Source organism: Roseburia sp. AM51-8, from assembly GCF_003478275.1.
In the GTDB taxonomy this organism is placed as follows: domain Bacteria; phylum Bacillota; class Clostridia; order Lachnospirales; family Lachnospiraceae; genus Pararoseburia; species Pararoseburia lenta.
Map to the genome: position 1 here is coordinate 538488 of NZ_QUEY01000001.1, position 25716 is coordinate 564203.

Below are 25716 nucleotides of genomic sequence, written 5' to 3' on the forward strand. Positions count from 1 at the left end.
TATGAGGATCTTAGACTTAAATAAAGAAACAACAAGCAATATTTTGGAATCTCTCTTAAAGAGAAGTCCCAACAGTTATGGCGAATACGAATCACGCGTGGCTGCCATCATCGAGGAAGTGCGAAAGAATCGCGATGCGGCGGTTTTTTCCTACACCAAGCAGTTTGACCGTGCCGAGATCAATGCAGACAATATCGTTGTGACCGATGAGGAGATCAATGAGGCATATGCGACAGTTGCACCAGAACTTTTGGATGTAATCCGCAAGTCTTTGGTCAATATTCGCGCTTTTCACAGCAAGCAGTTGCAGAATTCCTGGTTCACCAGTGGCGAAAACGGTACGATCTTAGGTCAGAAAGTCACACCTTTGGATAAGGTGGGCGTTTATGTTCCTGGCGGAAAGGCTGTTTATCCGTCTTCCGTTCTGATGAATGTCGTTCCGGCAAAAGTAGCGGGCGTTCCTCATATTTATATGACAACACCACCTGGGGCTGATGGCAAGATTGCTGCCTCTACCTTAGTGGCTGCCAATGAAGCCGGTGTTGATACTATTTATAAAGTTGGTGGCGCCCAGGCGATCGCAGCCCTTGCTTTTGGTACGGAATCCATTCCGAAAGTAGACAAGATCGTTGGTCCCGGCAATATTTATGTGGCATTGGCAAAAAAGGCAGTGTTCGGTCATGTCAGCATCGACTCTATCGCCGGTCCGAGTGAAATCCTGGTTTTAGCCGATGAGTCTGCAAATCCAGAATATGTAGCGGCAGACCTTTTGTCACAGGCAGAACATGATGAAATGGCATCTGCTATCCTGATCACGACCAGCCGTGCTCTGGCAGATCAGGTTTCCAAGGAGATCGATTATTTTGTGGCAAGATTATCCCGCAAGGCGATCATTGAAAAATCTTTGGAAAACTACGGTTATATCCTGATCGCACCGGATATGGAGACTGCCATTGATACGGTAAATGAGATCGCATCCGAGCATTTGGAGATCGTGACCAAGAATCCGTTTGATACCATGACAAGGGTAAAAAATGCAGGTGCTATCTTCCTTGGCGAATACAGCAGTGAACCGCTTGGCGACTACTTTGCAGGTCCAAACCATGTACTTCCTACCAATGGAACCGCCAAATTCTTCTCTGCCCTCAGTGTTGATGATTTTATCAAGAAATCCAGCATCATTTCTTATTCCAGAGAGGCGCTGGAAGATGTCTACCGTGACATTGTGCAGTTTGCAGAGTGTGAGCAGTTGACGGCGCATGCAAATTCGATTAAAGTAAGATTTGAAGATGTTTAAGATTAAGTAGAAAGTAGGGATAAAGGGTGAGTGATGTAAGACGCGCCCACTGTGTGCGCACAACAAAGGAAACAGATATCGATCTGACATTTACGATCGACGGCAGTGGCAAATCGATGATCTCCACGGATATCGGCTTTTTCGACCATATGTTGGAGGGCTTTGCCAGACACGGACTTTTTGATCTGGATGTAAAGATCAAGGGAGACCTGATCGTGGACTGCCACCATACGATCGAAGACTGTGGCATTGTTCTGGGTGAGGCTATCAAGCAGGCACTGGGCGATAAAAAGGGAATCTGTCGCTATGGCTCCTGTATCTTACCTATGGATGAGACTTTAGTGCTTTGTGCCATAGACTTGTCCGGCAGACCTTATCTGTCTTTTGATGCAGAATTTACCACCGATCGGATCGGCTATATGGATACGGAGATGATCCGCGAATTTTTCTATGCCATTTCCTATAGTGCAGGCATGAACCTGCATATACAGGTATTAAAATCCGGCAACAATCATCATATGGCGGAAGCCATGTTCAAGGCTTTTGCAAAGGCTCTGGATGCGGCAACGACCAAGGATCCGAGAATCGCAGACATTCTTTCCACCAAGGGAAGTCTGGCTTAAAATCAATAGAAAGTGAACATACTAAGATGGAACACAAAAATATCGTAGCAACAATCTATTTAAAAGATGGGATGGCAGTGCGTGATCCAAAGCATACCGACGAAAAGCAGGATGTCTTAGAATTGGCACGCCTCTACAACGACAGTGGTATTGACAAGATCATTTGTTATGATCTTTCTTCGGAAGATGAAGAACATGAGAAAAACATTTTAGCCATCCGTGAGATCAACCGTAATATCGAGATCAAGACCTGTGGCGGCGGCAACATTAAGCGACTGGAAGATGTTAAGAAATTTCTTTATGCCGGCTGTGTGGAAGTCATTTTAAACGGCTCCAAGCCATCCGCGATCGAGATCTTAAAGGAAGCCAGTGCCCGTTTTGGAGCGGAGAAAATGCTGGTATCCCTGACAAATGTAGACTTTCTCTTTAAGACCAAAGATGTCCTGGAAGACCATGTCCATGAACTTGTGATCTATGATCGCACACTTTTAAACAGCATTGAGAGCATTACCAATGTACCTTACATTGTTGATGTAGATTCTTACAACTTTAAAGATGTGATCGACCTTTTAAAGTCTGACAAGATCCGTGGTATCTGTGGTTCCTTTATCAACGATACCCAGACCGATATCATGCAGGTCAAATGTGAACTTTCCGATGCCGGCATCAAGATGGACAATTTTGAGCCAAAACTTGCCTGGAGCGATCTGAAAGTAAATGCAGACGGACTGGTGCCTGTGATTGCGCAGGATTATCAGACCGGCGAGGTTCTCATGCTTGCCTATATGAATGAGGAAGCCTTTAACACGACGATCCGTATCGGCAAGATGACCTATTACAGCAGAAGCAGACAGGAACTCTGGATCAAGGGTTTGACAAGCGGACACACCCAATATGTCAAGTCGTTAACCGCTGACTGCGATTATGATACTATTTTAGCCAAGGTATCCCAGGTGGGCGGTATTGCCTGCCACACCGGCGCACCAAGCTGCTTTTTCAATGAGATCATCAAAAAAGAGTACACAGAACGCAATCCACTCAAGGTCTTTGAGTCCGTTTACCAGGTGATTGCTGACCGCAGGGAGCATCCAAAGGAAGGTTCCTATACCAATTATCTGTTCGATAAAGGTATCGACAAGATTTTAAAGAAAGTCGGAGAGGAAGCGACGGAGATCGTGATCGCTGCCAAGAACCCGGACAACGAAGAAGTCAAGTATGAAATGTCTGATTTCCTCTATCACATGATGGTCTTGATGGTGGAAAAAGGACTGACTTGGGAAGACATTACACGCGAACTTTCCCAGAGATAAAAGCGAGAGGAATTATACAATATATGAATAAATTAGCACTGTCAGATGATATCTTAATGCAACTCGATAAGCCTGCAAGATACATCGGCAATGAACTGAACATGGTAAAGAAGGATCCCTCCAAGGTCGATATCCGTTTTGCCATGTGTTTCCCGGATGTCTATGAGATCGGTATGTCTCATCTTGGCATCCAGATCCTTTATGAAATGTTTAACAGAAGAGATGATGTTTACTGTGAGAGAGTATATTCTCCCTGGCCGGATCTGCATAAGATCATGAAAGAGGAGGATATCCCTCTTTTTGCGTTAGAAACACAAGATCCCATCAAGGATTTTGACTTTGTTGGCATCACCTTGCAGTACGAGATGTGCTATACCAATATCCTGCAGATCTTAGACCTTGCCCAGATCCCTTTGTGGCAGAAAGACCGTTCGGATCAGGATCCGATCATTTTATGCGGAGGACCTTGTACCTACAATCCGGAGCCGATTGCTGACTTTTGTGATCTGTGCTATATCGGTGAGGGCGAGATCTCTTATGATGCGCTCTTGAGTCTATATAAAGATATGAAGCATGCCGGAAACTACACCAGAGCGGAATTTCTTCGCAAGGCTGCCCAGATCCCGGGCATCTATGTGCCATCTTTGTATGAAGTGACTTATCAGGAAGACGGAACGATCGCAGCCATGACACCGCGTTTTGCGGATGTCCCGGAAAAGGTAAAGCGTCAGGTACTGGTTAATATGGATGAGGGCGCCTATCCGACCAAGCCTTTGGTTCCGTTTGTGCGTGCCACACAGGACCGCGTGGTCTTAGAGATCCAGCGTGGCTGCATCCGTGGTTGTCGTTTCTGTCAGGCAGGTATGGTCTATCGTCCCAACCGTGAAAAGAGTCTGGATCTTTTAAAGACCTATGCCAAGGAAATGTTAGACTCGACCGGACACGAGGAGATCTCTTTGAGTTCCTTGAGTTCCAGTGATTATACCCAGTTGCCGGAACTGATCAATTTCCTGATCGACGACTGCTGTGGAGATGGTGTCAATATCTCCCTGCCATCCCTGCGTATCGACGCCTTTTCTTTGGATGTCATGAGCAAGGTACAGGATGTCAGAAAGAGCAGTCTGACCTTTGCCCCGGAAGCCGGTTCCCAACGGCTCCGCAATGTCATCAATAAGGGACTGACCAAGGATGACATTTTAAACGGTGCCGGTATGGCATTTGAGGGCGGCTGGCAGAAGGTAAAACTTTACTTTATGCTTGGCCTTCCGACCGAGACCGAAGAAGATATGCGTGCCATCCCGGAACTCGCCAATGAAATTGCGGTTCGCTATTATGAGATCCCAAAGGACAAGCGCAACGGCAAGTGCCAGATCACGATGAGCACTTCCTTTTTTGTACCAAAGCCTTTTACCCCATTTCAATGGGCACCTATGTATGAAAAAGGCGAATATCTCCGCCGCGCCAAAATTGTCAACGATACGATGAAGGAGCAGTTGAACCACAAAAGCCTGCGTTATAACTGGCATGAAGCGGATGTGACGGTATTAGAGGGACTTTTTGCCAGAGGCGACCGCAGACTTGCCAAAGCCATTTACGAAGCCTATGAAGAAGGCTGTATGTTTGATGCCTGGTCGGATTATTTTGATGTCGATAAATGGCATGAGATCTTGGAGCGAAACGGTATCTCTCTTGATTTTTATGTCTATCGCCAGCGTCCTTTGGATGAAGTTCTGCCATGGGATTTTATTGATGTTGGTGTGCGCAAGGAATTTTTTGTACGCGAATGGAAGCGTGCGACCATCGATCAGGTGGTAACACCAAACTGTAAAATGCAATGCTCCGGTTGCGGTGCAGCATCATTTGGAGGAGGCATTTGTTTTGAAGGTAAGAATTAAATTTAGCAAGAGCGGCAGTATGGTCTATATCGGTCATCTGGACATCATGCGCTATTTCCAGAAAGCCATCCGCAGAAGCGGACTGCCGATCAAGTATTCCGAAGGTTTTAATCCGCATCAGATCATGTCTTTTGCGGCTCCGCTGGGCGTTGGTCTGAGCAGTTCGGGCGAATATATGGATATTGAATTAAAAGAGTTTGTGCCAAGCCAGGAAGCCTTGCAGCGTTTGCAGGCTGCTATGGTAGACGGCATGGAAGTGACGTCTTTCCGCTATTTGCCGGACAATACGAAAAATGCCATGTCCTCCGTGAACGCCGCCTCTTATATTTTATCCTATAAGCACCCGGAGAAGTTTCCTTATACGATTACAGAGTTGCAGGCTGCCAAAAAAGCCTTTTTTGATGATGCAGGGACCATTCCCATCATCAAAAAGACCAAAAAGGGAGAGCGCGAATTGGATCTGAAACCTTTGATCTATGACTTTACCATCTCTGAGGTCTGCAATTCCTGCGGAGACAGCGGTATTATCTTTTCGCTTTTAGTCTCCACCGGCAGTACGGATAATATCAAGCCGGAACTGGTGCTGGATCACTTTTTTAGAAGCATGGGAAAGACCGACTTAGGCAGATATGACTTCTTTATCCATAGAGAGGATATGCTGACCGGTCAGGCTCCGGACTTTGTATCTTTGGGAGAGATCGGTCATGACAAAGAATAATCGTTGCTTTATTACAGAATGGACAAGCGGGCAAAAGCAGATGGAACTTTTGCTCTATCTGGACGCGCACGATCATCCCATCGAGATCCATCCATATGATACAAGTTCACCATCCTTGATCGGCAATATTTATGTTGCAAGGGTCGATCGGGTGATGCCCCAGATACATGCCGCCTTTTTGAAGGCAGATGACCTGACCTTCTTTTATCCTATGGAAGATACCGCTATGGAAAATATCATCTTTACCGGAAAGAACGGAAAGAAGGATGCCTTAGTGGAGGGGGATGAATTGCTCGTACAGGTCATCCGTGATGCAATCAAATCCAAGGAAATCTGCGTTTCGACCAACCTTTCCTTTTCTTCCGCGCATCTCTTGCTCACGACAGGCAACCGCTTACATGGGATCTCCAAGAAGATCTCTGGGGAAAGGCGAAAACAGATCCAGAGTGGTTTTCTGGACCGGGTTGCAGACGAAAATTTGGGGATCGTTGTGCGAACCAATGCGATGGAATGTGACGAGGATCTCTTATATGCCGAATACCGGATGCTGCAGGATAGCGTGAGTGACCTGCTTTCAAGAGCGAAGCACCTTGTCGCTGGATCACTTCTTTCGGTGCCGGGACAAAGGCATCCTTTTTTTGAGCATATAGATCGTTTTCAAAGAGAAGGTCTGACAGAGATCGTAACCGATGATCCTGTCTGGTATGACCGGTTAAAAGAAACTGATACCGAGGGCATACCGGTACGCCTGTATGCAGATCCTGCCTATTCCCTCAAACAGCTTTACGGCATAGAGCAGATGCTGACCCAGGCGCTTGCCCAAAAGGTCTATCTTTCTTCCGGTGGCTACCTTGTCATTGAGCCGACGGAGGCACTGACGGTCATTGATGTCAACAGTGGCAACAATACCAAAAAGAAAAAGAAGGATGATTATTACCTCTCCAACAATATGGAAGCTGCCAAGGAGATCGCCAGACAAGTGCGTCTGCGCAATATCAGCGGCATCATTGTGGTCGATTTTATCAATTTGAAAAATAAGGAGCAAAAAGACGCACTGACTACTTATATGAAGTCCCTCTTAAAAGAGGATTATGTCAAGGCGAATGTTGTGGATTTTACCCGCTTAGACCTTATGGAGATCACACGCGCCAAGAAATATCAGTCCTTGCAGCAAGCACTTTCATATTGTACGCAATAAAATACAAAATATCGACATTATTTCCGACAAACGATTGACGAAAGTATATTCCTATGCTAATATATCAAGGTATGCCGCACAACGAGGTTTAAGTTGCATTTTGCACACCGTAGTTGGCGAGTAATGATAATAGGAGGTGCCATATGTACGCAATTATAGCAACAGGTGGTAAGCAGTACAAAGTATCTGAAGGCGATATCATTACCATTGAAAAGCTTGGAGTAGAAGCTGGTGAAAAGGTTACATTTGATCAGGTTCTGGCTATCAGCGATAACGGATTAAAGATTGGTAATCCGACCGTTGAAGGCGCAACTGTAGAAGCTTCTGTCGTTAAAGAAGGCAGAGGTAAAAAGGTAATCGTTTACAAGTACAAGAGAAAGACTGGCTATCACAATAAGAACGGTCATAGACAGGCGTTCACACAAGTACAGATCAATAAGATTAATGGATAATCGATAGGAATTGTTATGATTTCGATAACGATTTTCAAAGATCAGGAGCAGTATCGGGGCATCCGTTGCAGTGGACATGCAGGATTTGAACAAGCCGGCAAAGACATTGTCTGCGCGGCAGTATCCATGCTGGTGATCAATACCATCAATGGGATCGATCAATTCACAGAGGATGCATATGCTTTGGATAGCAAAGAGGACGATACCAAGACATCGAAAAAGAAAAGATTTTTTCTAGGAAAAGAGGAATCCGATAATCTGATTGATTTCCGATTTACGGAGGCCGTTTCCAAGGAATCGAACTTACTTATGGATGTTCTGGTCTTAGGCTTAACAGAGATTTATAAGCAATACGGTGATTCGTATCTTACACTAAAATTTGAGGAGGTGTAGACATGTTAAAGTTGAATCTTCAATTTTTCGCCCACAAAAAGGGAGTTGGTTCTACTAAGAACGGACGTGATTCAGAGTCTAAGAGATTAGGCGCAAAGAGAGCGGACGGACAGTTCGTTAAGGCTGGAAATATTCTTTACAGACAGCGTGGAACAAAGATTCATCCGGGTACTAACGTAGGTATCGGTGGTGATGATACATTATTTGCAACAGCAGATGGTATTCTTCGTTTCGAAAGAAAGGGCCGCGACAAGAAGCAGGCTAGTGTTTATCCAGTAGCAAGCGAAAACTAAGAACATTTTGGTAGACTCGACTATTGTTTAGCCGAGTCTACTTTGTTATATAATAGTATTTAGAAAGCGGATACTACTATATAACAAAGTAATGTATACCAAGTATTTTTTGAAAGGTGTAATCATATGTTTGCAGATCGTGCACGAATTATAATCAAATCAGGAAAAGGCGGCGACGGACATGTCAGTTTCCGTCGCGAGAAATTTGTACCAAATGGCGGTCCGGACGGCGGTGACGGCGGAAAGGGCGGCGACATCATATTTGAAGTTGACGAGGGCTTAAATACCTTGACAGACTATCGCCATCGCAGGAAATTTGCCGCACAGGCAGGCGAAGAGGGCGGTAAAAAGAACTGTCACGGTAAAAATGGAGCCGATCTTATATTAAAAGTACCGGAAGGCACCGTGATCAAGGATGCAGAGTCCGGCAAAGTCATTGCAGACATGTCCGGCGACAACAAACGCCAGATCATTTTGACCGGCGGACGTGGCGGCCTCGGCAACCAGCATTATGCGACTTCCACCATGCAGGCACCAAAGTATGCCCAGCCGGGTGGCGAATCCATTGAGATTGAGGTACAGTTGGAGTTGAAGGTCATTGCTGATGTCGGACTGGTCGGATTTCCAAATGTCGGCAAATCCACCTTCCTTTCCCGCGTGACAAATGCCAAGCCAAAGATCGCAAATTACCACTTTACTACCTTAAATCCAAACCTTGGTGTGGTAGATTTAGATGGCAACGGCTTTGTGATCGCGGATATTCCGGGATTGATTGAGGGTGCCTCTGAAGGCATTGGTCTGGGGCATGAATTCTTACGTCACATTGAGCGTACCAAGGTCATCATCCATATGGTAGACGGTGCTTCTGTTGAGGGTAGGGATCCTCTTGAGGACATCAAGGCGATCAATAAGGAATTAGAGGCCTATGATCCGGCGATCTTGGAAAAGCCACAGGTGATCGCAGCCAACAAGATGGATGTCTGCATGGAAGGCAGTGAGGAGATCATCGAAAAACTCCGCAAGGAATTTGAACCAAAGGGCATCGAAGTCTTTTCCATTTCCGCCGTCAGCGGGCAGGGTGTAAAGGAACTTTTGTATCACGTACAGGAACTCTTAAAGACCTGTCCGGAGGAAGTGACCGTCTATGAGCCTGAATTTGATCCGGCGCTGCGTTTCTTTAGCGAAGAACCATTTACCGTTGAAGTCAACGAAGAAGGCGAATATGTGGTAGAGGGACCTCGTATCGAGAAGATGCTGGGCTATACCAATATTGATTCCGAAAAGGGCTTCCTTTTCTTCCAGCGTTTCTTGAAAGAGCAGGGCATTTTAAAGCAATTAGAGGAACTTGGCATTGAGGAAGGCGATACTGTTCGCATGTATGGTCTGATGTTCGATTATTATAAGTAAGGAGCAAAAGAATGATGAATAACAAACAAAGAGCCTATTTATCGGGTTTGGCAAGCAAAATGACACCGATATTACAGATTGGAAAATCTTCTCTGACACCGGAGATCATTACTGCCGTAGATGAAGCCTTAGAAGCAAGAGAACTGATCAAGATATCCGTGCTCAAGAATTGTTTTGATGATCCAAGAGCCATTGCAGAGACCATGGCAGAGCGTACCCACAGCCAGGTAGTCCGTGTGATCGGTAGAAAGATCGTTCTTTACCGTGCGGCGAAAAAGCCAAAGATCGAACTTCCAAAATAAAAAAAGGTTGCTTGCTGTGAAAAAGATCGGAATTTTAGGTGGGACCTTCAATCCCATTCACGAAGGACATTTGAATATTGCAAGATGTGCCAGAGATTTTCTTTCCCTGGATGAAGTTTGGTTTTTGCCGGCGGGAACACCGCCACACAAGGATGTTGCAGAACATGTGTCTGCCTGGCACCGTAAGAATATGGTAAATTCTGCGATCGCGTCTGAACGGGCATTTTTGCTCTGTGATATTGAATTAGAAAAAAAGACACCGTGTTATTCCTGGGAGACCTTGGAAGAATTACATGCGCAGTATGGTCAAAATGCAGATTTTTATTTTATCATTGGCGAAGATTCTTTTGCCATGTTCGATCAATGGGTGCATCCGGAGCGCATCTGTGCCGTCTGTAAAATTGTCGTCGCCAAACGTCCACTGGATAAGGCTGCTATCAAAAAAGCCCATCCAATGGCATTTAACGAGCGTATAGAGGCATATCGGCAGAAATTCTCGACGGAATTTATTGAGATGCCGGTAGAGGTGATGGATATTTCTTCTTCCTATATCCGCAAATGTCTGCAAGCAGGGGAAATGGAAACGATTTTATGCATGCTACCGGATGCGGTGCTTTCTTATATTGCTGAGCATCAATTATATCAGGCAGACTATCCGCTTTCTTTGATCGATACTTTACAAAAAAAGGTCAAAAGGGAGTTAAAACCGGAACGTTTTGAACATACCTTGGGAGTCATGTATACGGCAGGCAATCTGGCATCCGTCCATGGCTATCCGCAGATAAAGGCCATGGTTGCCGGTTTACTGCATGATTGTGCTAAATGTCTCAGCGACGAAAAGCGATTAGACATCTGTCATAAGCAAAAAATTACGGTTACAGATATCGAGAACCGGCATCCGCATTTATTACACGGAAAAGTCGGTGCTTACCTTGCAAAAAAGAAATATGATATTACAGATCCACAGGTCCTGCATGCAATTGCTGTGCATACGACCGGCTGTCCGGATATGAATCTTCTGGATAAGATCATTTATATTGCGGATTATATAGAGCCGCACCGTGACAAAGCGCCACATTTGGAAGAGATACGCCGTAAATCTTTTGCAGATATCGATGCCGGACTTTTTATGATCTTGGAGGATTCTGTCCAATATTTAAGTCAGAGTCCATCCGATATGGATCCGATGACTTTAGAAACATATGAATACTATAAAAACTTGCAAAAATAAAAAAAGGAGCAAAATTTATGGAAATCAAGGAAATGGTGAAATTGGTATGTCATGCTTTGGACGAAAAGAAAGCAGAAGACATCAAAGTAATTGATATTAAGGGACTTTCCGTTATGGCTGACTACTTTATCGTTGCCAGTGGCGGAAGTCAGAACCAGTTGCTTGCTATGCAAAATGAAGTAGACAAGGAAATGTATGAGCATGGGATCCACGCAAAGCAGGTTGAAGGAAATCGTTCTTCTACCTGGATCCTGATGGACTACGAAGATGTGATCGTGCATCTGTTTTCACAGGATGACCGGCTTTTCTATAATTTGGAAAAGATCTGGCAGGATGGACGTGTTCTCTCCGCAGAAGAACTGGATAATTTATAAAATGATAAGTCGTAAGGTATAAGAAAACGCAAGGATCCGATCATAGATCCTTGCGTTTATAATTTACGGCATTTGCCGCCTGACGCTTGTGTTCATCCTCCATGGCAGCATAATAATCAATGGTGGTATTGATATTTTCATGCCCTAAAACATCGGCTACCAGGCGGATATCGCCTGTCTCACGGTAAAGGGCTGTGCCATAGGTACTGCGCAGTTTGTGCGGTGTGATCTTTTTGTTGGGCACCGCCATCTGTGCATAACGCTTTACCAGACGTTCGATGGAATCTACGCTCATGCGCCGTCCTTGGATAGAGTAGAAGAGGGCAGGAGCATCCGCCTCATATGGCGTGATCAGGGCGCGTTCCGAACAGATATAGTCATCTAAGACCTGATGGATTTCATCACTAAAATACAAGACATCCTGCCCACCACCTTTGCGGACAATGGTCATAGAATTGACATTAAAATCCAGATCGTTTAAATCCAGGCCGCGACATTCCGAAACACGGATGCCGGTGCCAAGCATAAGGGTCATGATAGCAAGATCTCTTTTCTGGGTCTTGGCGGCATATTTTCTTTGTCTTTCGGTCATAGGCACGCCGGCATTATTTTCAATGACATTTAAAAGTGCCTGCACCTCATAATTGTTCATGCGGACAATGTTTTTATCCTTTTTTAACTTTGGCAATTTGACCAGTATCATCGGATTATCTGAAATATTCTTGCGTTCATAATGATACTGGAACAAACCTCGCAGAGGCGACATTTTCCGTGCGATGGCTTTCTTGCCGTTTTCATGCATTTCACCATCTAAATTTAACTCCAGATAACGTTGGTATTCCACAATATCTTCTGATTGTAAGTGATCCAGGACGGACAAAGGGATTTCTGTCAAAGAAAGATCCTTTAAAGTTGAATTATGCGTCTGTAAAAAGCGAAAAAACGTCAGCAGATCGTAACAATAAGATATCAAGGTGCTGGGCTGTGTGGTAAGTTCTTTACTGTAGATATAATCTGCAGCAAAACTCGGCAACTGGTCGATAAGACCGCGCAGTTTGACTTTCTGTGATCTTGTTTTTGATTTGTAATAAGCAGAATCTTTTCCCATAATAAATCCTCATCCATATATAAAAACATTAGGAACTCATAAGAAAACACATAGCATGCATAAAAGCCTTTGGGTGCGTTTCTATATATAATTATATCATCTTCTGTCTTTTGACACAATATCTTTCGGAAAAACAGATATTTATCCGCACGATAAATTTTCAAACAAATACTGCTATGTCACCTAATCATAGATACCATAGCAGTTTCTTATACATCCGAAGAAAACTTGATAGCCCTTCATCGGATCATAATTGTTGTATTATCTTATACCGATCAGATCGATGCCTGTCAGCCGGCATCCACAGCAAAGTCTGCCATGCGGGCAATGATGCGCTGGCGAACCAGTTTGGCAATTTCCGGTGTCTTCATATCTTTATACTCGTCATAATAGATGGCTGGTAAAAAAACAACCTTGGTCGTAACTGTTCCAAATTCCAAACTGTTGAAAGGCTTGTAGGAATCGATCAATGCAACCGGTACGATCGGTGTTTTGGAACGAACCGCACATTTAAAACTTCCCGGCTTAAATTGCTGTACCTTGTTGCGATTCCTATCATAACCACCTTCTGAAAACAGGATGTATTTCTTGCCCTGCTTGACTTCCTCTGTGATCTCATTGATAACGGTAAGATTTTGTCTGACATTATCCAGTTCCAGACGCTTGGCACCCAACATATCGACCAGTTCCTTGACCAAAAAGGAATTGGACTTTGCCTTGTCCATAACAAAGGAACAGGGCTGCTTGTGAGCATATATAATCCCTAATGCATCATACTTGCCCTGGTGGTTGGGATACATCACATAACCGCCCTCTAAAGGTAAATTCTCGGTGCCATAGACTTCCGTCTTGATCTTGCCGGAAGATTTCATGTAATTGATCAGTTTCTGTGCAAATGCATAACGTACCTGCTCGGAATAACGCTCCGGATGATGGAACATCTTTCGCATCTTGGGAATCAGATATGGTCCACGCTTTACATTGGCAAGTACTACTAAAATAAATCGTAACATAAATTCAATTTCTCCCTCTATCCTGTAGGTAAATATAATTTAACTACAATCTATATTATACTGGTAATAGTGGGAAAAGACAAGCAAACTACTGTACTTGTGCGGAATAATAAGGTATCGTCAGATACTCTCCTGCATGAATGTCATCCCCGGAGATATGGTTGATCTGCTTCACCTCATCAATATAATCGGTATAAGATGCGTAAGAGTCTACGTCAGAGTACTCCTTGGCGATAGACCAAAGGGAATCCCCATCCTCTACCTGGACGCTGGTATAATACTTGTACATATTGTGGTCTTGCTTGGCATTGGATGTCATAGCAAAGGCACAGATAACGGTAACCATAATAGCGATTGCCATCAACAAATAAAATAAAATACACTGCTTTTGCTGGATTCTCTTTGTCATATCTCTCATCCTCTTTCTCAAAATGTATCAGAACGAACCTTTGTTCTGGTATTAGAATACAACGCGAACAGATGTTTGTCAAGAAGTTTTTCGAACAAATTTTCGGAATGTATGTTTGCTTTTTATACTTTCCTATGCTATAATCTTAATAAATCATTTATCTATTTGTTTACGAAGGGAGTTTTCTATGGAATACGGACGCATTACACCAAAGCAGCGTGAAATCTTAGAATACATCAAGCAGGAGATCTTAAATAGAGGCTATCCGCCTACCGTCAGAGAGTTATGCGATGCAGTACATTTAAAGTCTACATCTTCTATCCACTCTCATCTGGAATCCCTGGAGAAAAACGGCTATATCCGCAGAGACCCATCCAAGCCGCGTGCGATCGAGATTGTGGATGACAGTTTTAATCTGACCCGGCGTGAGATGGTCAACGTTCCGATCATCGGTTCTATTGCCGCAGGTCAGCCGCTATTAGCCATTCAGAATATCGAAAATTATTTCCCGATCCCTGCAGAATACATGCCAAATCAGGATACCTTTATGCTCCGTGTCAAGGGCGAAAGCATGATCAATGCCGGTATCTGTGATGGTGATGTGATCATTGTCAAGCAGCAGAATACGGCTTCCAACGGTGATATGGTCGCTGCCCTGGTGGATGATTCTGCTACGGTAAAGACTTTCTATAAAGAAGACGGACACATACGCCTGCAGCCGGAAAACGACAACATGGATCCGATCATCGTCCCGGATTGCCAGATCCTCGGCGTTGTATTTGGTGTCTTCCGCTTCTTCTGATTTTTGCATGGCATATTTATTTACAGGGCTTTGCCCGTTTTCCTGTACCAGGAATTATATAAAAGCATAAAACGGACATTGCCTTGTCATGTAGGATTTCCATACAGACCAAGCGGTGTCCGTTTTCTTTTAAAACATCTGTATTCTTTTTTAGATTAGCCTTCTATTCCGGCAATATCTCCAGTAAATATTTGAAATAATCCGGTAATGGCGCCTCGACCTCCAGATATTCCCCGCTGGTCGGATGCACAAAGCCAATGACCGCGGCATGCAGTGTCTGTCCCTGTAATTTGTAAGGACACTTCTTTGGACCATATAGGACGTCTCCCAATAAAGGATGTCCAATGGACGCCATATGCACACGGATCTGATGTGTCCGACCGGTTTCTAACTTAAATTCCATATAGGAATAATCTTTAAAACGCTTGAGCAGGCGGTAATGTGTAATGGCATCTTTACCATTCTTCTCATTGATCGCCATTTTCTTTCGATCATTAGGATTGCGCCCGATCGGTGCGTGTACCAGTCCCTCATCCTCTACCGGATGACCGATCACGATTCCCCGATAAATACGGTTGATCGAATGTACCTTGATCTGTTCCGCAATCTTGATATGCGCCTGATCATTCTTACATACGATCAGAGATCCGGTCGTATCCTGATCGATTCGGTGGACAATGCCCGGACGGATCTCTCCATTGATGCCGGACAGCGACTCCTTACAGTGATACATAATGGCATTAACCAGTGTACCATCGGGATGCCCCGGTGCCGGATGCACGACCATGCCCTTTGGCTTATTGACGATCAGAAGGTCTTTATCTTCATATAAGATATCCAAAGGGATATCCTGTGGCTGGATGGCTACTTCTACCGGTTCCGGTACAAATAAAGCGATCGTATCTCCCTTGTTGATGCGATAATTTGCCTTGCAGGCTTTCCCTTGGACGAGGACATTGCCGTCTTTGATCCATTTTTGTATGGCACTTCTGGAAACATCCGGCTGACACTTACATAAAAATTGATCGATGCGCATGCCCTGGTCCTGCTCTGTCACATGATACTCTGCCATAACTACTTGCGCTCCTTTTTCCTGCCAAGTGCTGCCGCAGAGATCTCTTCAAACTCCTTGTCCGAATAGACAAAGAGGATCAAAAAGAAGAGGCAGATCACCCCACAGGTCACATAGATATCCGCTACATTAAAGACCGGAAAATTGATCAGTGAAAAATAAATAAAGTCAATCACATAGTGATAAGAGATCCGATCGATAAAATTGCCAATGGCTCCGGCTAATAAAAAGACCAGGATCAGACGCAGAGAGCCATATTCTTTTTTATCCGGCAATTTGATAAAAAGACAGATCATCAGAGCACATAAGATCGGCGTAATGATGCAAAAGAAGATTGTCTTATTCTCCATAATGGAAAAGGCTGCTCCCGTATTTTCCAGATAATGTAACTGCAATACGCCGGGGATCAATATGATATTCCCCTGATCCATCAGATGACTTACTGCCAACTGCTTGGTCCACTGATCAAGAAATACCAAAATTGCAAAGCCGATGAGTGCCAAAATATATTTTTTTGCAAGTGATCTTTTCATCCTGTTACCTCATTCATCTGTAAGTAGAACCTGAATGCCCTCTAATAATTCCTGATCACTAAAGGTCATGTCGATAGCTGCCTGCCCGATTTTTTCCAATACAATAAATTTGATCTTATCGCCCACCATCTTTTTATCGGACTTGGTGTTGGCAAGGATCTCCCCTGCATCATAGTCGGATACACTGACCGGCAGATCAAAGCCTTGAATCATCGCCAAAATATCCTCATACTGGTCTTTTGTGATATGTCCCCGTTTGAAAGACAGATATGCTCCACTGTGCATACCGATTGCCACGCATTGCCCATGATACAAAGAAAAATCAGACATCTTTTCAATGGCATGTCCTATGGTATGGCCAAAATTCAAATAGGCACGTATGCCCTGTTCCTTTGGATCAGTCTCAACCACATTCTTCTTGATCAGACAAGAACCGTAGACCATTTCTTCCAGAATATCCTCATCATGCGCCTGGATGGCAGCCTGATGATCTTTGAGCCACTGATAATAAGATGCATCCCGGATCAGTCCATGTTTGATGATCTCTCCCATCCCAGAAGCAAATTGTAAGTTTGGCAGAGACAAAAGACTATGGATGTTGATATAGACCATACGCGGCATATAAAAGGCACCGACCATATTTTTATATTGTAAAAAGTCTACACCGGTCTTACCTCCGATACTGCTGTCAACCTGCGAAAGCAGGGTCGTTGGCATCTGGATAAAATCAATACCACGTAAATAGGTAGCGGCTGCAAATCCGGTCAGGTCACCGACAACACCACCGCCCAAAGCCAGAAGCAAATCCTTGCGATCAAAGTGGCGTTTTATTAAATATTCATATAATTTCTCTACTGTAGCCATGTTTTTAGAGGATTCGCCAGCATCAAATACAAAGTATTCGACGACTGGAAATGCATTTTTGCAGATCTCTGTCACTTCATTTAAGTATAGTTTTGCCACGTTAGTGTCTGTGACAATGCATATTTTCCGATCTCTGGCAATGCCTTCCTGCTCTAACGCATCCAAAAATCCGTCAAAAGAGTGGTTTAAAATGATCTTATAGCAGGGTTTCTCCTGATAATTTACCTGAACCTGTCGTGCCATATCTGTCTCTCCTTTTTATACATACCAGGCATACCTTATATGCAGTCTGCCCTTTTTTGTTGTATTTAAAAATGCCTCGAAACGTAACTTGCCATGACCACGCAGGGAAACGACATCCCCCTCTGCTAAACCCTGATTATGATTCGTCACAAGTGCGCCGTTAATAAAGACATTCTCTCCCAGGATAAATTGTGCTGCCTGCGCCCGGGACAATTTGCATGCCTGTGCCACAAAAGCATCCAGACGATTGGAGGCAATAAAGCCCTCTTCTGTACGGTACTGCATCTCAATATGCAGATCCACAGGCTTTACGCGCTGGGTCATGACCTGGGTATGTTTGATCTTGTATAGTTCCTTTGCGATAAAATCAGCCATCTTCTCTACACAGAAAATATAAGCCGACTTATCCTTTATAAGGATATCTCCGATCAAAGACCGGTCGATACCCAAGTGCATCAAAGCCCCTAATATATCCCTATGGGACAGATCCTCGGAAAAACGATGGTTAAGTGGCTCTACCTGCACGCAGGAAATCGGATATTCCCAATTATAATAAAGAGCATCAGGCTGGAATGCTACCATCTGACGCTCTGCTTCCTGATAACCTCCATATAATGAGAACCCGGTATAAAAAAGGTTCTCATTCTGATGTAAAAGGTTAATTTCATACATATTGAGGAAATTACTAAATAATACGATCCCTTTTCGGTCTGCCTGATTGGCGAGATCTAAAAAGCGATGTAGGATCTCATCCGGATTGTCACTTTTGCTCATGATCTAAAATCCTGTCTGAATGCCGGAAAAGTCAAAGGCATCCACGATTCCCTGCAGATCACCCGAAATATCAACGGCTGCCGGGGTAATGATAAAAATATAATTGCTTACCTTTTGCAGGTTGCCATCGATCGCATAGCAGCATCCTGAGGTAAAGTCAATGATACGCTGGGCAAGACCAAGATCCAGACCTTCCATATTTAAGATCACGGTACGATCTGCCAATAATGTTTCGGATATCTCTCTTGCATCTTCAAATGAAGACGGCTTTATAACACATACTTCCATATTTGTACTATTACCCTTTCTACTAGAGCGCATTGGTGTGATCTTTGATGAAGCCTTGGCTACCGGTTTCTCCTTGACGCTTGGTGTCGGCTTTGCCTTGACTACACGAGGCTGCTCATCTTCTTCCTCATCCTCGTCATCGTCTTTCTTGCCGAACAGATGGAAGATAGAATGATCATCGTCATCATCGTAATCATCATAATCGTCGTCATCATACATCTCATCATCGTCGTAGTAATCGTCTTCATCTTCGCCTAATTTCATCACATCAAGCATACGATCAAAAAAAGCCATGATTTATCTCTCCTTAACTAATATCCTTTAGGTGTTTTGATAATTTCTTTTGCCAAAGATTCCTGTCCCGACGCGCACCATGGTCGCTCCCTCTTCGATCGCAACTTCAAAGTCACCCGTCATTCCCATAGACAGAATATCCATAGATACATTATCAATGTTTTGTTTTGCTATGTCAACAGATAACTCCTTTATTTTGCGAAAATAAGGGCGATTTTCCTCGGCCTCTACAACATATGGTGCTATTGTCATGAGACCCTTGATCTCGATCGCATCCAGTGTTGCGATCTGTCTGACTAATTCCATGGCATCTTCTCTGGTAACACCAAACTTGCTTTCTTCTTCTGCGATGTTGACCTCTACCAGGATCGGTACGACAATACCCTTTTTCTTTGCCTGGATATTGATCTCTTCCGCCAAGCGGAAACTGTCAACCGAATGGATCAGGCAACATTGCCAACAATATATTTGACCTTGTTACGCTGCAAATGGCCGATCATATGCCACTTGATGTCCTGTGGCATAACTTCCATCTTTGCACACAATTCCTGTACTTTATTTTCGCCAAAATCACGTTTGCCGGCATCATAGATCTCCTGTAAGTCTTCTACCGGTTTGGTCTTGCTTACAGCGATCAGTGTAACCTCACTCACATCGCGTCCGGCTCTTTTACATGCAGCCTCAACGCGTCCTTCAACTTCTCTTAGATTTTCTTTTAACATGCCTTTCCTCCTCAAAATAAATGTATGGATCGATCAACGAATGATCTGATTTTCCTTTACCAGATCTCCCTGCAACACAATGTGGTCGTACAGGGAAAGTCCATAGGTTGTGCCGGTACTGATAATGGCATAATCCTCGTTCTGATATAAGATATTGATCTGCTTAAATACCGCATAGCCCTTATTGATATTATACACGCCCTGTAAAGATGCTGTCTCAGAACCGATGGTGTAGGTTTCCTGCGAATCCGGTTTTAAAATAACGGTATCCTTTTTGACATCCTCGGAATCAATATAGTAATAATCGTCCGTCTCATAATAGATCGTCGGTGCTACGAACTGCGAATCGCCCTTCTTATCCCGCACCATCAGACCGGAAGAATCGGAATCATTTCCCATAAAGAAATAAGCCTTCGGAACAGTGAAAAATTCTTTTTCCACGATAGCACTGTTTGGAATCTTGAGCCCCGACTCCTCATTTAACAAAAGTTCGATCGGGATAAAACGGGAATCCCCATAACGGGCAACGCTATCATCCAGACTCAGCACCAGATAGTAATCGCCTGCCTTTTCCGTGATGCTGCATGCCGCCCAGGTCGTCGCATTGTCCGCGGCAAAACGGATCTCGATATATTCCATCTTCTCGTCCTGGATGATCTTGACCAGGTCTTCATCGATCGGCATGATCATATTCCAGTCGTCGGAGGTGATGAGTTTATATGCCGGTTTCCCTGCTTCTACACTCTCCTGCGTCTTTAGATTGGTCACGGAAAGATTGCCTGTATCAAAAGATTCTGATGTGACCTGATCCAATGTCAGCCCCTCATAGCCATCCGTCTGGTAGACGACCACACCTGAGGTCGGTGCCGTATAAATGGAAAATTTTCTTCCTGCGTCGCCTGTTCGATCTGCGGTGCAATCTCTGACATGAGACTATTGCTATAATACTGTTGCAGATTGGAAGAAAGATCTGACTTAAAGGAATAGACCTTCTGGAACTGATTGCTGTCATAATCATAGACAAAATCACCGATCTGCTTTTGTAGGCGGCTCATATCATTATCCGTCAGTGCTGTCGTATCCGTGGCATGGCTCTTTAACTGCTTGGTGATCTCTCCCGAAGTGTCAATAGAGTAAATATTGGATTTGACTCCTACCTGATCCAGATTGGATGCATAATAAAAAATATCTCCGGAACTATCCGCGTTGACAACCTGCTCCTGACGGATTGCCAGCGCCTGATAGATGTAATTCTGTGCGATCGTCCCCTCCTGTACCTCGTAGACCGTGATATTATCCGAAGTCATATAACTGAAGATATGGAAAAGTACATAAATAAAGATAATACCAAAAATGATCAGTCCGATATTGATCTGTATCTGCTTATGAAATTTTATAATATTATCATTTCTTTTCAAAAAACTGCTCCTTGGCATGTATAATCGCGCCTTACCTGTCCCATACTATCTAAAAAGGAGGTTATCATGAAAGGTTTAGATTATACATTACTCACTCTTGTAATCATCGGTGCAATCAACTGGGGGCTGATCGGCTTCTTCCAATTTGACCTCGTGGCCTTTATCTTTGGCAATATGTCATGGCTATCACGTATCATATATGCCCTTGTCGGTCTGAGCGGACTATACATGATCAGTGCCTATGGCAGAATCCGATCCAATTAAACTTTTATCATGTAAAAAGGTGTTCTCATATAACGAACACCTTTTTTGATACCTTTATCTAAAGTGATAAACAAATCTTTGCATTTAATTCTTCCGGCAATTTTTCCTCTTTTTGTGAAATGCTGAGGACAAAATTCACATGGAATGTCTTGCTGATCACGGATAACTTGTCGATCGCCAGACGAAGTCCTTCTGAGGTGTCAATGTATGCCAGTGTGAGAAAACTATCAATAAAGATCTTCTCAATGCTATTGTTCTGCGAGATCACACCACATAAAAATCCGATCAGTTCATCCGTATCATTGATCGGATAATCCGGCATATTGATCATGCGCACACGAGAATCCAACTGGTACATATATTTGGGACTCTTATCAATGTAAACAAGTGTCCCCTGCACTGTTTTGATCTCCTGATTGACGCGCTCCAACATGTGCTTTGTCTTTCCCGTTCCTTTTTCTCCAACAATAATCTCTACCATAGCGTCCACTCCTTATCTGTGCTTTACGATGGTGCTTCTCCGAATGTATATAACAATTCATTCATGAGATAATATAAATTCAGCGTACAATCTGAATTATATACAATGGAAATGATCGGCTGATTCTGGTCGTTATAAGAGTAAAGGACCAGACAATAGCCGGCTTCGTAGGTCGTACCGGTCTTGCCGCCAACTACGGTAAACCCTGCCGGTGCGCTCTCCTTGCCATTTAGATAACGATTGGTCGAAACCCAGGTCTGTGACTTTGCCTGCCCGTCTGCCCCGGTATAAGAGACATCATAGGACGGCGTACTGATGATCTGTAAAAAAGTCTCATTCTGTACGGCTGCCTGAAAAATCAGATACATATCATAAACGGTCGTATAATGATCGTCCTCATGTAAGCCGTGCGGTGTCACAAAATGGGAATGTGTTGCCCCAAGTGCGGCTGCCTTTTCGTTCATTAACTTTGCAAAGCCTTCTTCACTGCCACCGATCGTCTCTGCTATGGCGATAGCGGCATCATTACCGCTGCGGAGCATCAGCCATATAATAGGTCTTTTAGTGTCATGGCATCCCCTTCCGCCAGATTGGCTACGGAAGAATCCGCTGTCTGGTCGGCTGCATGGGCACTGACCGTCACCTGCGTATCTAAGTCTGCCTGCTCGATCGCAACCAGACAGGTCAGTATCTTGGTCGTGCTTGCCGGATACATTTTGCCAAATAAATTCTGTCCGTAGGTACACTGACCGGTCGCCAGATTAAAGACGCCTCCGGCTCCGGCAACCTGGGAATCCACCTGATCGATCCCGAAATTGTCCTGATCGGTCACACACAGATTGCTACCGTAAAAAGATACATCCGATATATTATTGACCTTTGTGATCCCGTATTGATAGGAAGTCGTCTCCAGATCATATGATGTCTGATCAGTGCTCTCACTCCCGCAGGAGACAAGCCCCAATCCAAGACAGGCGACTAACAATAGGGAAAGCAGTTTATCGATACATTTCACGCCACTCAAGATCTCCTCTATCTAAGGATTTGATTAGAAGTTCCGCTGTCGCAAGATTCGTTGCCAATGGGATATTGTTGGCATCACAACAGCGTGCGATCGTGTTGACATCCGGCTCATGGGATTTGGCAGTGAGCGGATCGCGCAAAAAGATCACAAGGTCGATCTCGTTGTGCTCGATCTGTGCAGCCAACTGCTGGGTTCCTCCCAGATGTCCTGCCAGATATTTATGTACGGAAAGATTGGTCACCTCTTCGATCAATCTTCCGGTCGTGCCTGTGGCATACAGGTCATTTTTGGATAAAATCCCACGATAGGCAATACAAAAGTTCTGCATTAATTTTTTCTTTGAATCATGTGCTACTAAACCGATGTTCATAATGCAAATCCCCCTAATTTAATATTTTTTCGCTTGTAATCCAACATTTAATACAAATCCCATACCAAAATACATGGTCACCAGGGATGTCAGACCATAACTGACAAAAGGCAGTGGTAATCCGGTATTTGGAAAAAGTCCCGTAACAACGCAGATATTTACAAAAGACTGGAAACCGACCAGGGCTGCCATACCGGAGCAGATCAACTTACCGGAAAGATCTTTTGCCACCTTTGCCGTCTGGATACATTCATAAACAATAAAAAGAAGTAATAAAATGATCAAGACCGAGCCCAGAAATCCCATTTCCTCACCGGCAACCGAAAAGATAAAGTCGGTGTGGGGCTCTGATATATAATTACCGTTCTTGACGGAATCTACACTGTTATTGTAAAGTCCCTTGCCAAAAAACTGACCGGATCCGATTGCCATGATGGAATTCTGCTGCTGGTAAGCCGTCTCGGGATATTCCTCCGGTTTGAGCCAAGCCAAGATACGCAGGCTCTGGTAGCCCTGTAAAATGGAACTTCCCTTGTTTACAATGACAAGAAGTAAAATGGCAATGGCAGGGATCGTGATCCCCAGTACAATGCCGACCAACTTGTAACTAAGTCCGGTCACAAACATAAGGGATGCAATGATCAAAAAGGTAACGATAGTCGTCGACAGATCCGGCTCTTTTACGATCAGTGCCAGTGGAATGGCTGCTAAGATCGCTGTCTGGATGATAAACTTAGGATTATTGATCTCATCCTCATTACGCATCAGATAAGAGGCAAAGAAAAGGATCAGCAGAACCTTTCCAAGTTCCGAAGGCTGGAAACGGATACCAACATCGATCCAACGGGTCGCGCCCTTGGAACTATCTCCTACCAAAAGAACCAGAGCCAAAAGTCCGATCACGGCAACATAGTAAAGCCGCGAGAACTGTAGGACAAAATCATAATCAATCAGTGCCACGATCCCCATGACGATAATACCAAGGATCATACCTAAGATCTGCTTGTTCTGGTAGTCCGCATCAGCAGAGCCGATGATCAAGATCCCCAGGATTGTGAGTGCCAGAATCCCGATGATCAATTTTATATTCAGATTTTTTAATTTGTAAGTTCGAAACATAAACTACTCTCTTCTATTCTGTCTCTTTTGCCGGCATCAGGATGGTCCGACAGATCGGTAGGATCTCCTTGCCCCGGGTCAGAAAATCTGACGGCATAGCGCATTTCTTATGCATATCAGGCAGACTGCCCAAATACTCTGCATGAAAGGCATGTCTTGCCATCTCCTGCAGCCTGCTGCGGTTGCGTCTTTTTGCCATATCAGGTCCCATCTGATTAAAAATAAGACGGGCTGGAAGTCCTTGCTTTTGCAGAACATGGCAAAAGGATAAGGCATCAGCCAGAGAGGCCTGACTCATGGTCACGACCACAAGTGCCTGATCTACATAGGGAAACATAGCCTGATGTATCGGCGTGATCCCTGCCGGCGTATCGATCAAGACAATATCAAACTGCGCCTTTAATTTTTCGATCAGGCAGGAAAAGGCATCTTCCGGTAAGGAAAAATCATAATTCCTGCTGCCCGGCATAATATAAAATGTACGATTGGAATCCAGTGGTAAAAGAGCCTGCCGATAGGAACAAACGCCCTTTAATACATCCACCAGATTATATATGATCTTATTTTCCAAATGAAAATATAAGTCGAGGTTCCTTAGTCCGAAGTCTGTATCCAACATGACAACGGTCTTATCCATGCGTGCGAATTGGCTTCCAAGCATGGCACACAGTGTCGTCTTTCCAACGCCACCCTTGCCCGAAGCGACCATAAACACATCGCCCACAACAAATCTCCTTATAAATGTTTTAATAGTCCACTCCGAAGTGGCTCCGCCAGAAGTTCCTGTTCCCAGACAACGACCGCATATGGCTCGCTCTCACTCTTTCTGGAGCGGAAAGACCATTTACTCGCCACCTTGACATCGCCTGCGACCTTGCCGATCTGCATGTGAGCGGCATTGATCTGATTGGCAGCGATATAGCATTTGTCATCCTCAGGATAACCGGCATAAACACTGCCTTCCAGGCTGCCCATAACGATGACATTGCCGGCGGCCTGAACAATCGCCTTTGACTTGACATCACCAAGGATCACAATGCTTCCGTCTGACGTCACGACATCCTTCTTTGTCACACTACCCATAATAATTTTAGCATTCTCATAAATATTTTCATAGTAGAATCTGTCGATTTTTTCTTTCATTTCGATATTCTTTAATTCGTTATCTTCCTCGATCAAAGAAATCGTAATGTCCGAATTTAACTGGATCGCCTCCACGATGACCGCGGCTTCCTCAGCACTGACCGGACGTCCCTCAATGGAAAGCACAAGTGTGGCAGTTCCAAAGAAACTGCGCGATGTGGCAAATTTTTTGCAGATCTCCCGCACTAATTGTTCAAAAGAAATCTCCCGATCCAAAACCAGTGTCAGTCCATAAGGACTGCTCTTGATCACTACAGAATCTTTTTTAACCATAAGCGCCTC

At 44.3% G+C, this 25716-nt stretch carries 30 protein-coding genes and 2 pseudogenes; 15 read left to right on the plus strand and 17 right to left on the minus strand.

All coding sequences use genetic code 11. The features are described 5' to 3' along the window. Nucleotide 1 precedes the first annotated feature (1 nt). The 13 genes from hisD to rsfS all read left to right on the plus strand — a co-directional run bounded on the left by hisD (nucleotide 2) and on the right by rsfS (nucleotide 11493). Nucleotides 2–1297 carry a histidinol dehydrogenase gene (gene hisD, locus DW996_RS02720; RefSeq protein ID WP_118534784.1) on the plus strand — a complete coding sequence of 432 codons (1296 nt, stop codon included), beginning with the start codon at nucleotides 2–4 and terminating at the stop codon, nucleotides 1295–1297. Between the two features lie 26 nt (nucleotides 1298–1323). Then, a complete protein-coding gene (hisB, locus tag DW996_RS02725) occupies nucleotides 1324–1920 on the plus strand; it encodes an imidazoleglycerol-phosphate dehydratase HisB (protein ID WP_118281194.1) in 597 nt (198 codons plus the stop codon). Between the two features lie 26 nt (nucleotides 1921–1946). Further along, nucleotides 1947–3230: a bifunctional phosphoribosyl-AMP cyclohydrolase/phosphoribosyl-ATP diphosphatase HisIE gene (hisIE, locus tag DW996_RS02730; RefSeq protein ID WP_118281195.1), complete on the plus strand. Its 1284-nt coding sequence runs from the start codon at nucleotides 1947–1949 to the stop codon at nucleotides 3228–3230. 23 nt (nucleotides 3231–3253) lie between these two features. Continuing rightward, nucleotides 3254–5125, plus strand: coding sequence for a TIGR03960 family B12-binding radical SAM protein (locus DW996_RS02735; RefSeq protein WP_118534785.1), 1872 nt, complete (start codon nucleotides 3254–3256; stop codon nucleotides 5123–5125). Continuing rightward, on the plus strand, nucleotides 5109–5843 hold the full coding sequence (locus tag DW996_RS02740; protein WP_118534786.1) for a TIGR03936 family radical SAM-associated protein: 735 nt from the start codon (nucleotides 5109–5111) through the stop codon (nucleotides 5841–5843). Before DW996_RS02735 ends, DW996_RS02740 begins: the two co-directional genes overlap by 17 nt. Further along, nucleotides 5830–7041, plus strand: a complete 1212-nt coding sequence (locus DW996_RS02745; protein ID WP_118534787.1) for a ribonuclease E/G — start codon at nucleotides 5830–5832, stop codon at nucleotides 7039–7041. Before DW996_RS02740 ends, DW996_RS02745 begins: the two co-directional genes overlap by 14 nt. 143 nt (nucleotides 7042–7184) lie before the next feature. After that, nucleotides 7185–7493: a 50S ribosomal protein L21 gene (gene rplU / locus DW996_RS02750; RefSeq protein WP_118281199.1), complete on the plus strand. Its 309-nt coding sequence runs from the start codon at nucleotides 7185–7187 to the stop codon at nucleotides 7491–7493. A gap of 15 nt (nucleotides 7494–7508) precedes the next feature. Next, nucleotides 7509–7886: a ribosomal-processing cysteine protease Prp gene (locus DW996_RS02755; RefSeq protein WP_118534788.1), complete on the plus strand. Its 378-nt coding sequence runs from the start codon at nucleotides 7509–7511 to the stop codon at nucleotides 7884–7886. Between the two features lie 2 nt (nucleotides 7887–7888). Continuing rightward, complete coding sequence (rpmA, locus tag DW996_RS02760) at nucleotides 7889–8179, plus strand: 50S ribosomal protein L27 (RefSeq protein WP_118281201.1); 291 nt, start codon at nucleotides 7889–7891, stop codon at nucleotides 8177–8179. A gap of 126 nt (nucleotides 8180–8305) precedes the next feature. Continuing rightward, nucleotides 8306–9586, plus strand: coding sequence for a GTPase ObgE (obgE, locus tag DW996_RS02765; RefSeq protein ID WP_118534789.1), 1281 nt, complete (start codon nucleotides 8306–8308; stop codon nucleotides 9584–9586). Nucleotides 9587–9600: 14 nt separating this feature from the next. Continuing rightward, the gene (gene yhbY / locus DW996_RS02770; protein WP_118281372.1) at nucleotides 9601–9888 is read left to right on the plus strand and encodes a ribosome assembly RNA-binding protein YhbY; all 288 of its coding nucleotides are present in this window, start codon (nucleotides 9601–9603) and stop codon (nucleotides 9886–9888) included. Nucleotides 9889–9904: 16 nt separating this feature from the next. Next, nucleotides 9905–11119 (plus strand): nicotinate-nucleotide adenylyltransferase, encoded by a 1215-nt coding sequence (gene nadD, locus DW996_RS13880; protein WP_330428726.1) that lies wholly within the window; start codon nucleotides 9905–9907, stop codon nucleotides 11117–11119. Nucleotides 11120–11136: 17 nt separating this feature from the next. Next, on the plus strand, nucleotides 11137–11493 hold the full coding sequence (rsfS, locus tag DW996_RS02780) for a ribosome silencing factor (RefSeq protein ID WP_118281204.1): 357 nt from the start codon (nucleotides 11137–11139) through the stop codon (nucleotides 11491–11493). 40 nt (nucleotides 11494–11533) lie between these two features. Here the strand turns inward: rsfS and DW996_RS02785 are convergent, their stop codons facing one another. The 3 genes from DW996_RS02785 to yneA all read right to left on the minus strand — a co-directional run bounded on the left by DW996_RS02785 (nucleotide 11534) and on the right by yneA (nucleotide 14023). Beyond that, a complete protein-coding gene (locus DW996_RS02785) occupies nucleotides 11534–12601 on the minus strand; it encodes a tyrosine-type recombinase/integrase (protein ID WP_118534791.1) in 1068 nt (355 codons plus the stop codon). 290 nt (nucleotides 12602–12891) lie between these two features. After that, on the minus strand, nucleotides 12892–13614 hold the full coding sequence (locus DW996_RS02790) for a lysophospholipid acyltransferase family protein (protein ID WP_118281206.1): 723 nt from the start codon (nucleotides 13612–13614) through the stop codon (nucleotides 12892–12894). 88 nt (nucleotides 13615–13702) lie between these two features. After that, on the minus strand, nucleotides 13703–14023 hold the full coding sequence (gene yneA / locus DW996_RS02795; RefSeq protein WP_158573032.1) for a cell division suppressor protein YneA: 321 nt from the start codon (nucleotides 14021–14023) through the stop codon (nucleotides 13703–13705). Nucleotides 14024–14210: 187 nt separating this feature from the next. On the opposite strand from yneA, the gene lexA reads away from it, so the two are divergent. After that, complete coding sequence (gene lexA, locus DW996_RS02800; protein ID WP_118281208.1) at nucleotides 14211–14825, plus strand: transcriptional repressor LexA; 615 nt, start codon at nucleotides 14211–14213, stop codon at nucleotides 14823–14825. Nucleotides 14826–14988: 163 nt separating this feature from the next. On the opposite strand, the gene DW996_RS02805 is transcribed toward lexA, so the two are convergent. The 8 genes and pseudogenes from DW996_RS02805 to DW996_RS02840 all read right to left on the minus strand — a co-directional run bounded on the left by DW996_RS02805 (nucleotide 14989) and on the right by DW996_RS02840 (nucleotide 21033). Further along, nucleotides 14989–15897, minus strand: a complete 909-nt coding sequence (locus tag DW996_RS02805; RefSeq protein WP_118534792.1) for an RluA family pseudouridine synthase — start codon at nucleotides 15895–15897, stop codon at nucleotides 14989–14991. A 2-nt stretch (nucleotides 15898–15899) separates the two neighbouring features. After that, on the minus strand, nucleotides 15900–16430 hold the full coding sequence (lspA, locus tag DW996_RS02810; RefSeq protein ID WP_118534793.1) for a signal peptidase II: 531 nt from the start codon (nucleotides 16428–16430) through the stop codon (nucleotides 15900–15902). Between the two features lie 9 nt (nucleotides 16431–16439). Continuing rightward, nucleotides 16440–17537 carry a 3-dehydroquinate synthase gene (gene aroB / locus DW996_RS02815; RefSeq protein ID WP_118534794.1) on the minus strand — a complete coding sequence of 366 codons (1098 nt, stop codon included), beginning with the start codon at nucleotides 17535–17537 and terminating at the stop codon, nucleotides 16440–16442. Between the two features lie 15 nt (nucleotides 17538–17552). Beyond that, a complete protein-coding gene (locus DW996_RS02820) occupies nucleotides 17553–18311 on the minus strand; it encodes a YlmH family RNA-binding protein (RefSeq protein ID WP_118534795.1) in 759 nt (252 codons plus the stop codon). Between the two features lie 3 nt (nucleotides 18312–18314). Next, nucleotides 18315–18893: a cell division protein SepF gene (locus DW996_RS02825; RefSeq protein WP_118534796.1), complete on the minus strand. Its 579-nt coding sequence runs from the start codon at nucleotides 18891–18893 to the stop codon at nucleotides 18315–18317. Nucleotides 18894–18920: 27 nt separating this feature from the next. Beyond that, nucleotides 18921–19615, minus strand: a pseudogene (locus DW996_RS14725) (YggS family pyridoxal phosphate-dependent enzyme). Nucleotides 19616–19648: 33 nt separating this feature from the next. After that, nucleotides 19649–20467 carry an HlyD family efflux transporter periplasmic adaptor subunit gene (locus tag DW996_RS02835; protein WP_147403516.1) on the minus strand — a complete coding sequence of 273 codons (819 nt, stop codon included), beginning with the start codon at nucleotides 20465–20467 and terminating at the stop codon, nucleotides 19649–19651. Beyond that, the gene (locus tag DW996_RS02840) at nucleotides 20431–21033 is read right to left on the minus strand and encodes an HlyD family efflux transporter periplasmic adaptor subunit (protein WP_118534798.1); all 603 of its coding nucleotides are present in this window, start codon (nucleotides 21031–21033) and stop codon (nucleotides 20431–20433) included. The genes DW996_RS02835 and DW996_RS02840 overlap by 37 nt, the downstream gene beginning before the upstream one ends. A 66-nt stretch (nucleotides 21034–21099) precedes the next feature. Between DW996_RS02840 and DW996_RS02845 the strand changes: the two genes are divergently transcribed. Beyond that, on the plus strand, nucleotides 21100–21297 hold the full coding sequence (locus DW996_RS02845) for a DUF378 domain-containing protein (protein ID WP_118281216.1): 198 nt from the start codon (nucleotides 21100–21102) through the stop codon (nucleotides 21295–21297). Nucleotides 21298–21355: 58 nt separating this feature from the next. On the opposite strand, the gene DW996_RS02850 is transcribed toward DW996_RS02845, so the two are convergent. The 6 genes and pseudogenes from DW996_RS02850 to DW996_RS02875 all read right to left on the minus strand — a co-directional run bounded on the left by DW996_RS02850 (nucleotide 21356) and on the right by DW996_RS02875 (nucleotide 25707). Next, complete coding sequence (locus DW996_RS02850) at nucleotides 21356–21778, minus strand: twitching motility protein PilT (RefSeq protein ID WP_118281217.1); 423 nt, start codon at nucleotides 21776–21778, stop codon at nucleotides 21356–21358. 23 nt (nucleotides 21779–21801) lie between these two features. Continuing rightward, a pseudogene (locus DW996_RS02855) lies at nucleotides 21802–22493 on the minus strand (D-alanyl-D-alanine carboxypeptidase family protein). 283 nt (nucleotides 22494–22776) lie between these two features. Next, nucleotides 22777–23172, minus strand: a complete 396-nt coding sequence (gene mgsA, locus DW996_RS02860; protein ID WP_118281219.1) for a methylglyoxal synthase — start codon at nucleotides 23170–23172, stop codon at nucleotides 22777–22779. A gap of 18 nt (nucleotides 23173–23190) precedes the next feature. Then, entirely contained in the window at nucleotides 23191–24291 is a 1101-nt protein-coding gene (locus tag DW996_RS02865; protein ID WP_118281220.1) for an FtsW/RodA/SpoVE family cell cycle protein, read from the minus strand. A gap of 13 nt (nucleotides 24292–24304) precedes the next feature. After that, nucleotides 24305–25015: a nucleotide-binding protein gene (locus tag DW996_RS02870; RefSeq protein WP_118534799.1), complete on the minus strand. Its 711-nt coding sequence runs from the start codon at nucleotides 25013–25015 to the stop codon at nucleotides 24305–24307. 11 nt (nucleotides 25016–25026) lie between these two features. Continuing rightward, entirely contained in the window at nucleotides 25027–25707 is a 681-nt protein-coding gene (locus tag DW996_RS02875; protein ID WP_118534800.1) for a septum site-determining protein MinC, read from the minus strand. Between the last annotated feature and the right edge of the window lie 9 nt (nucleotides 25708–25716).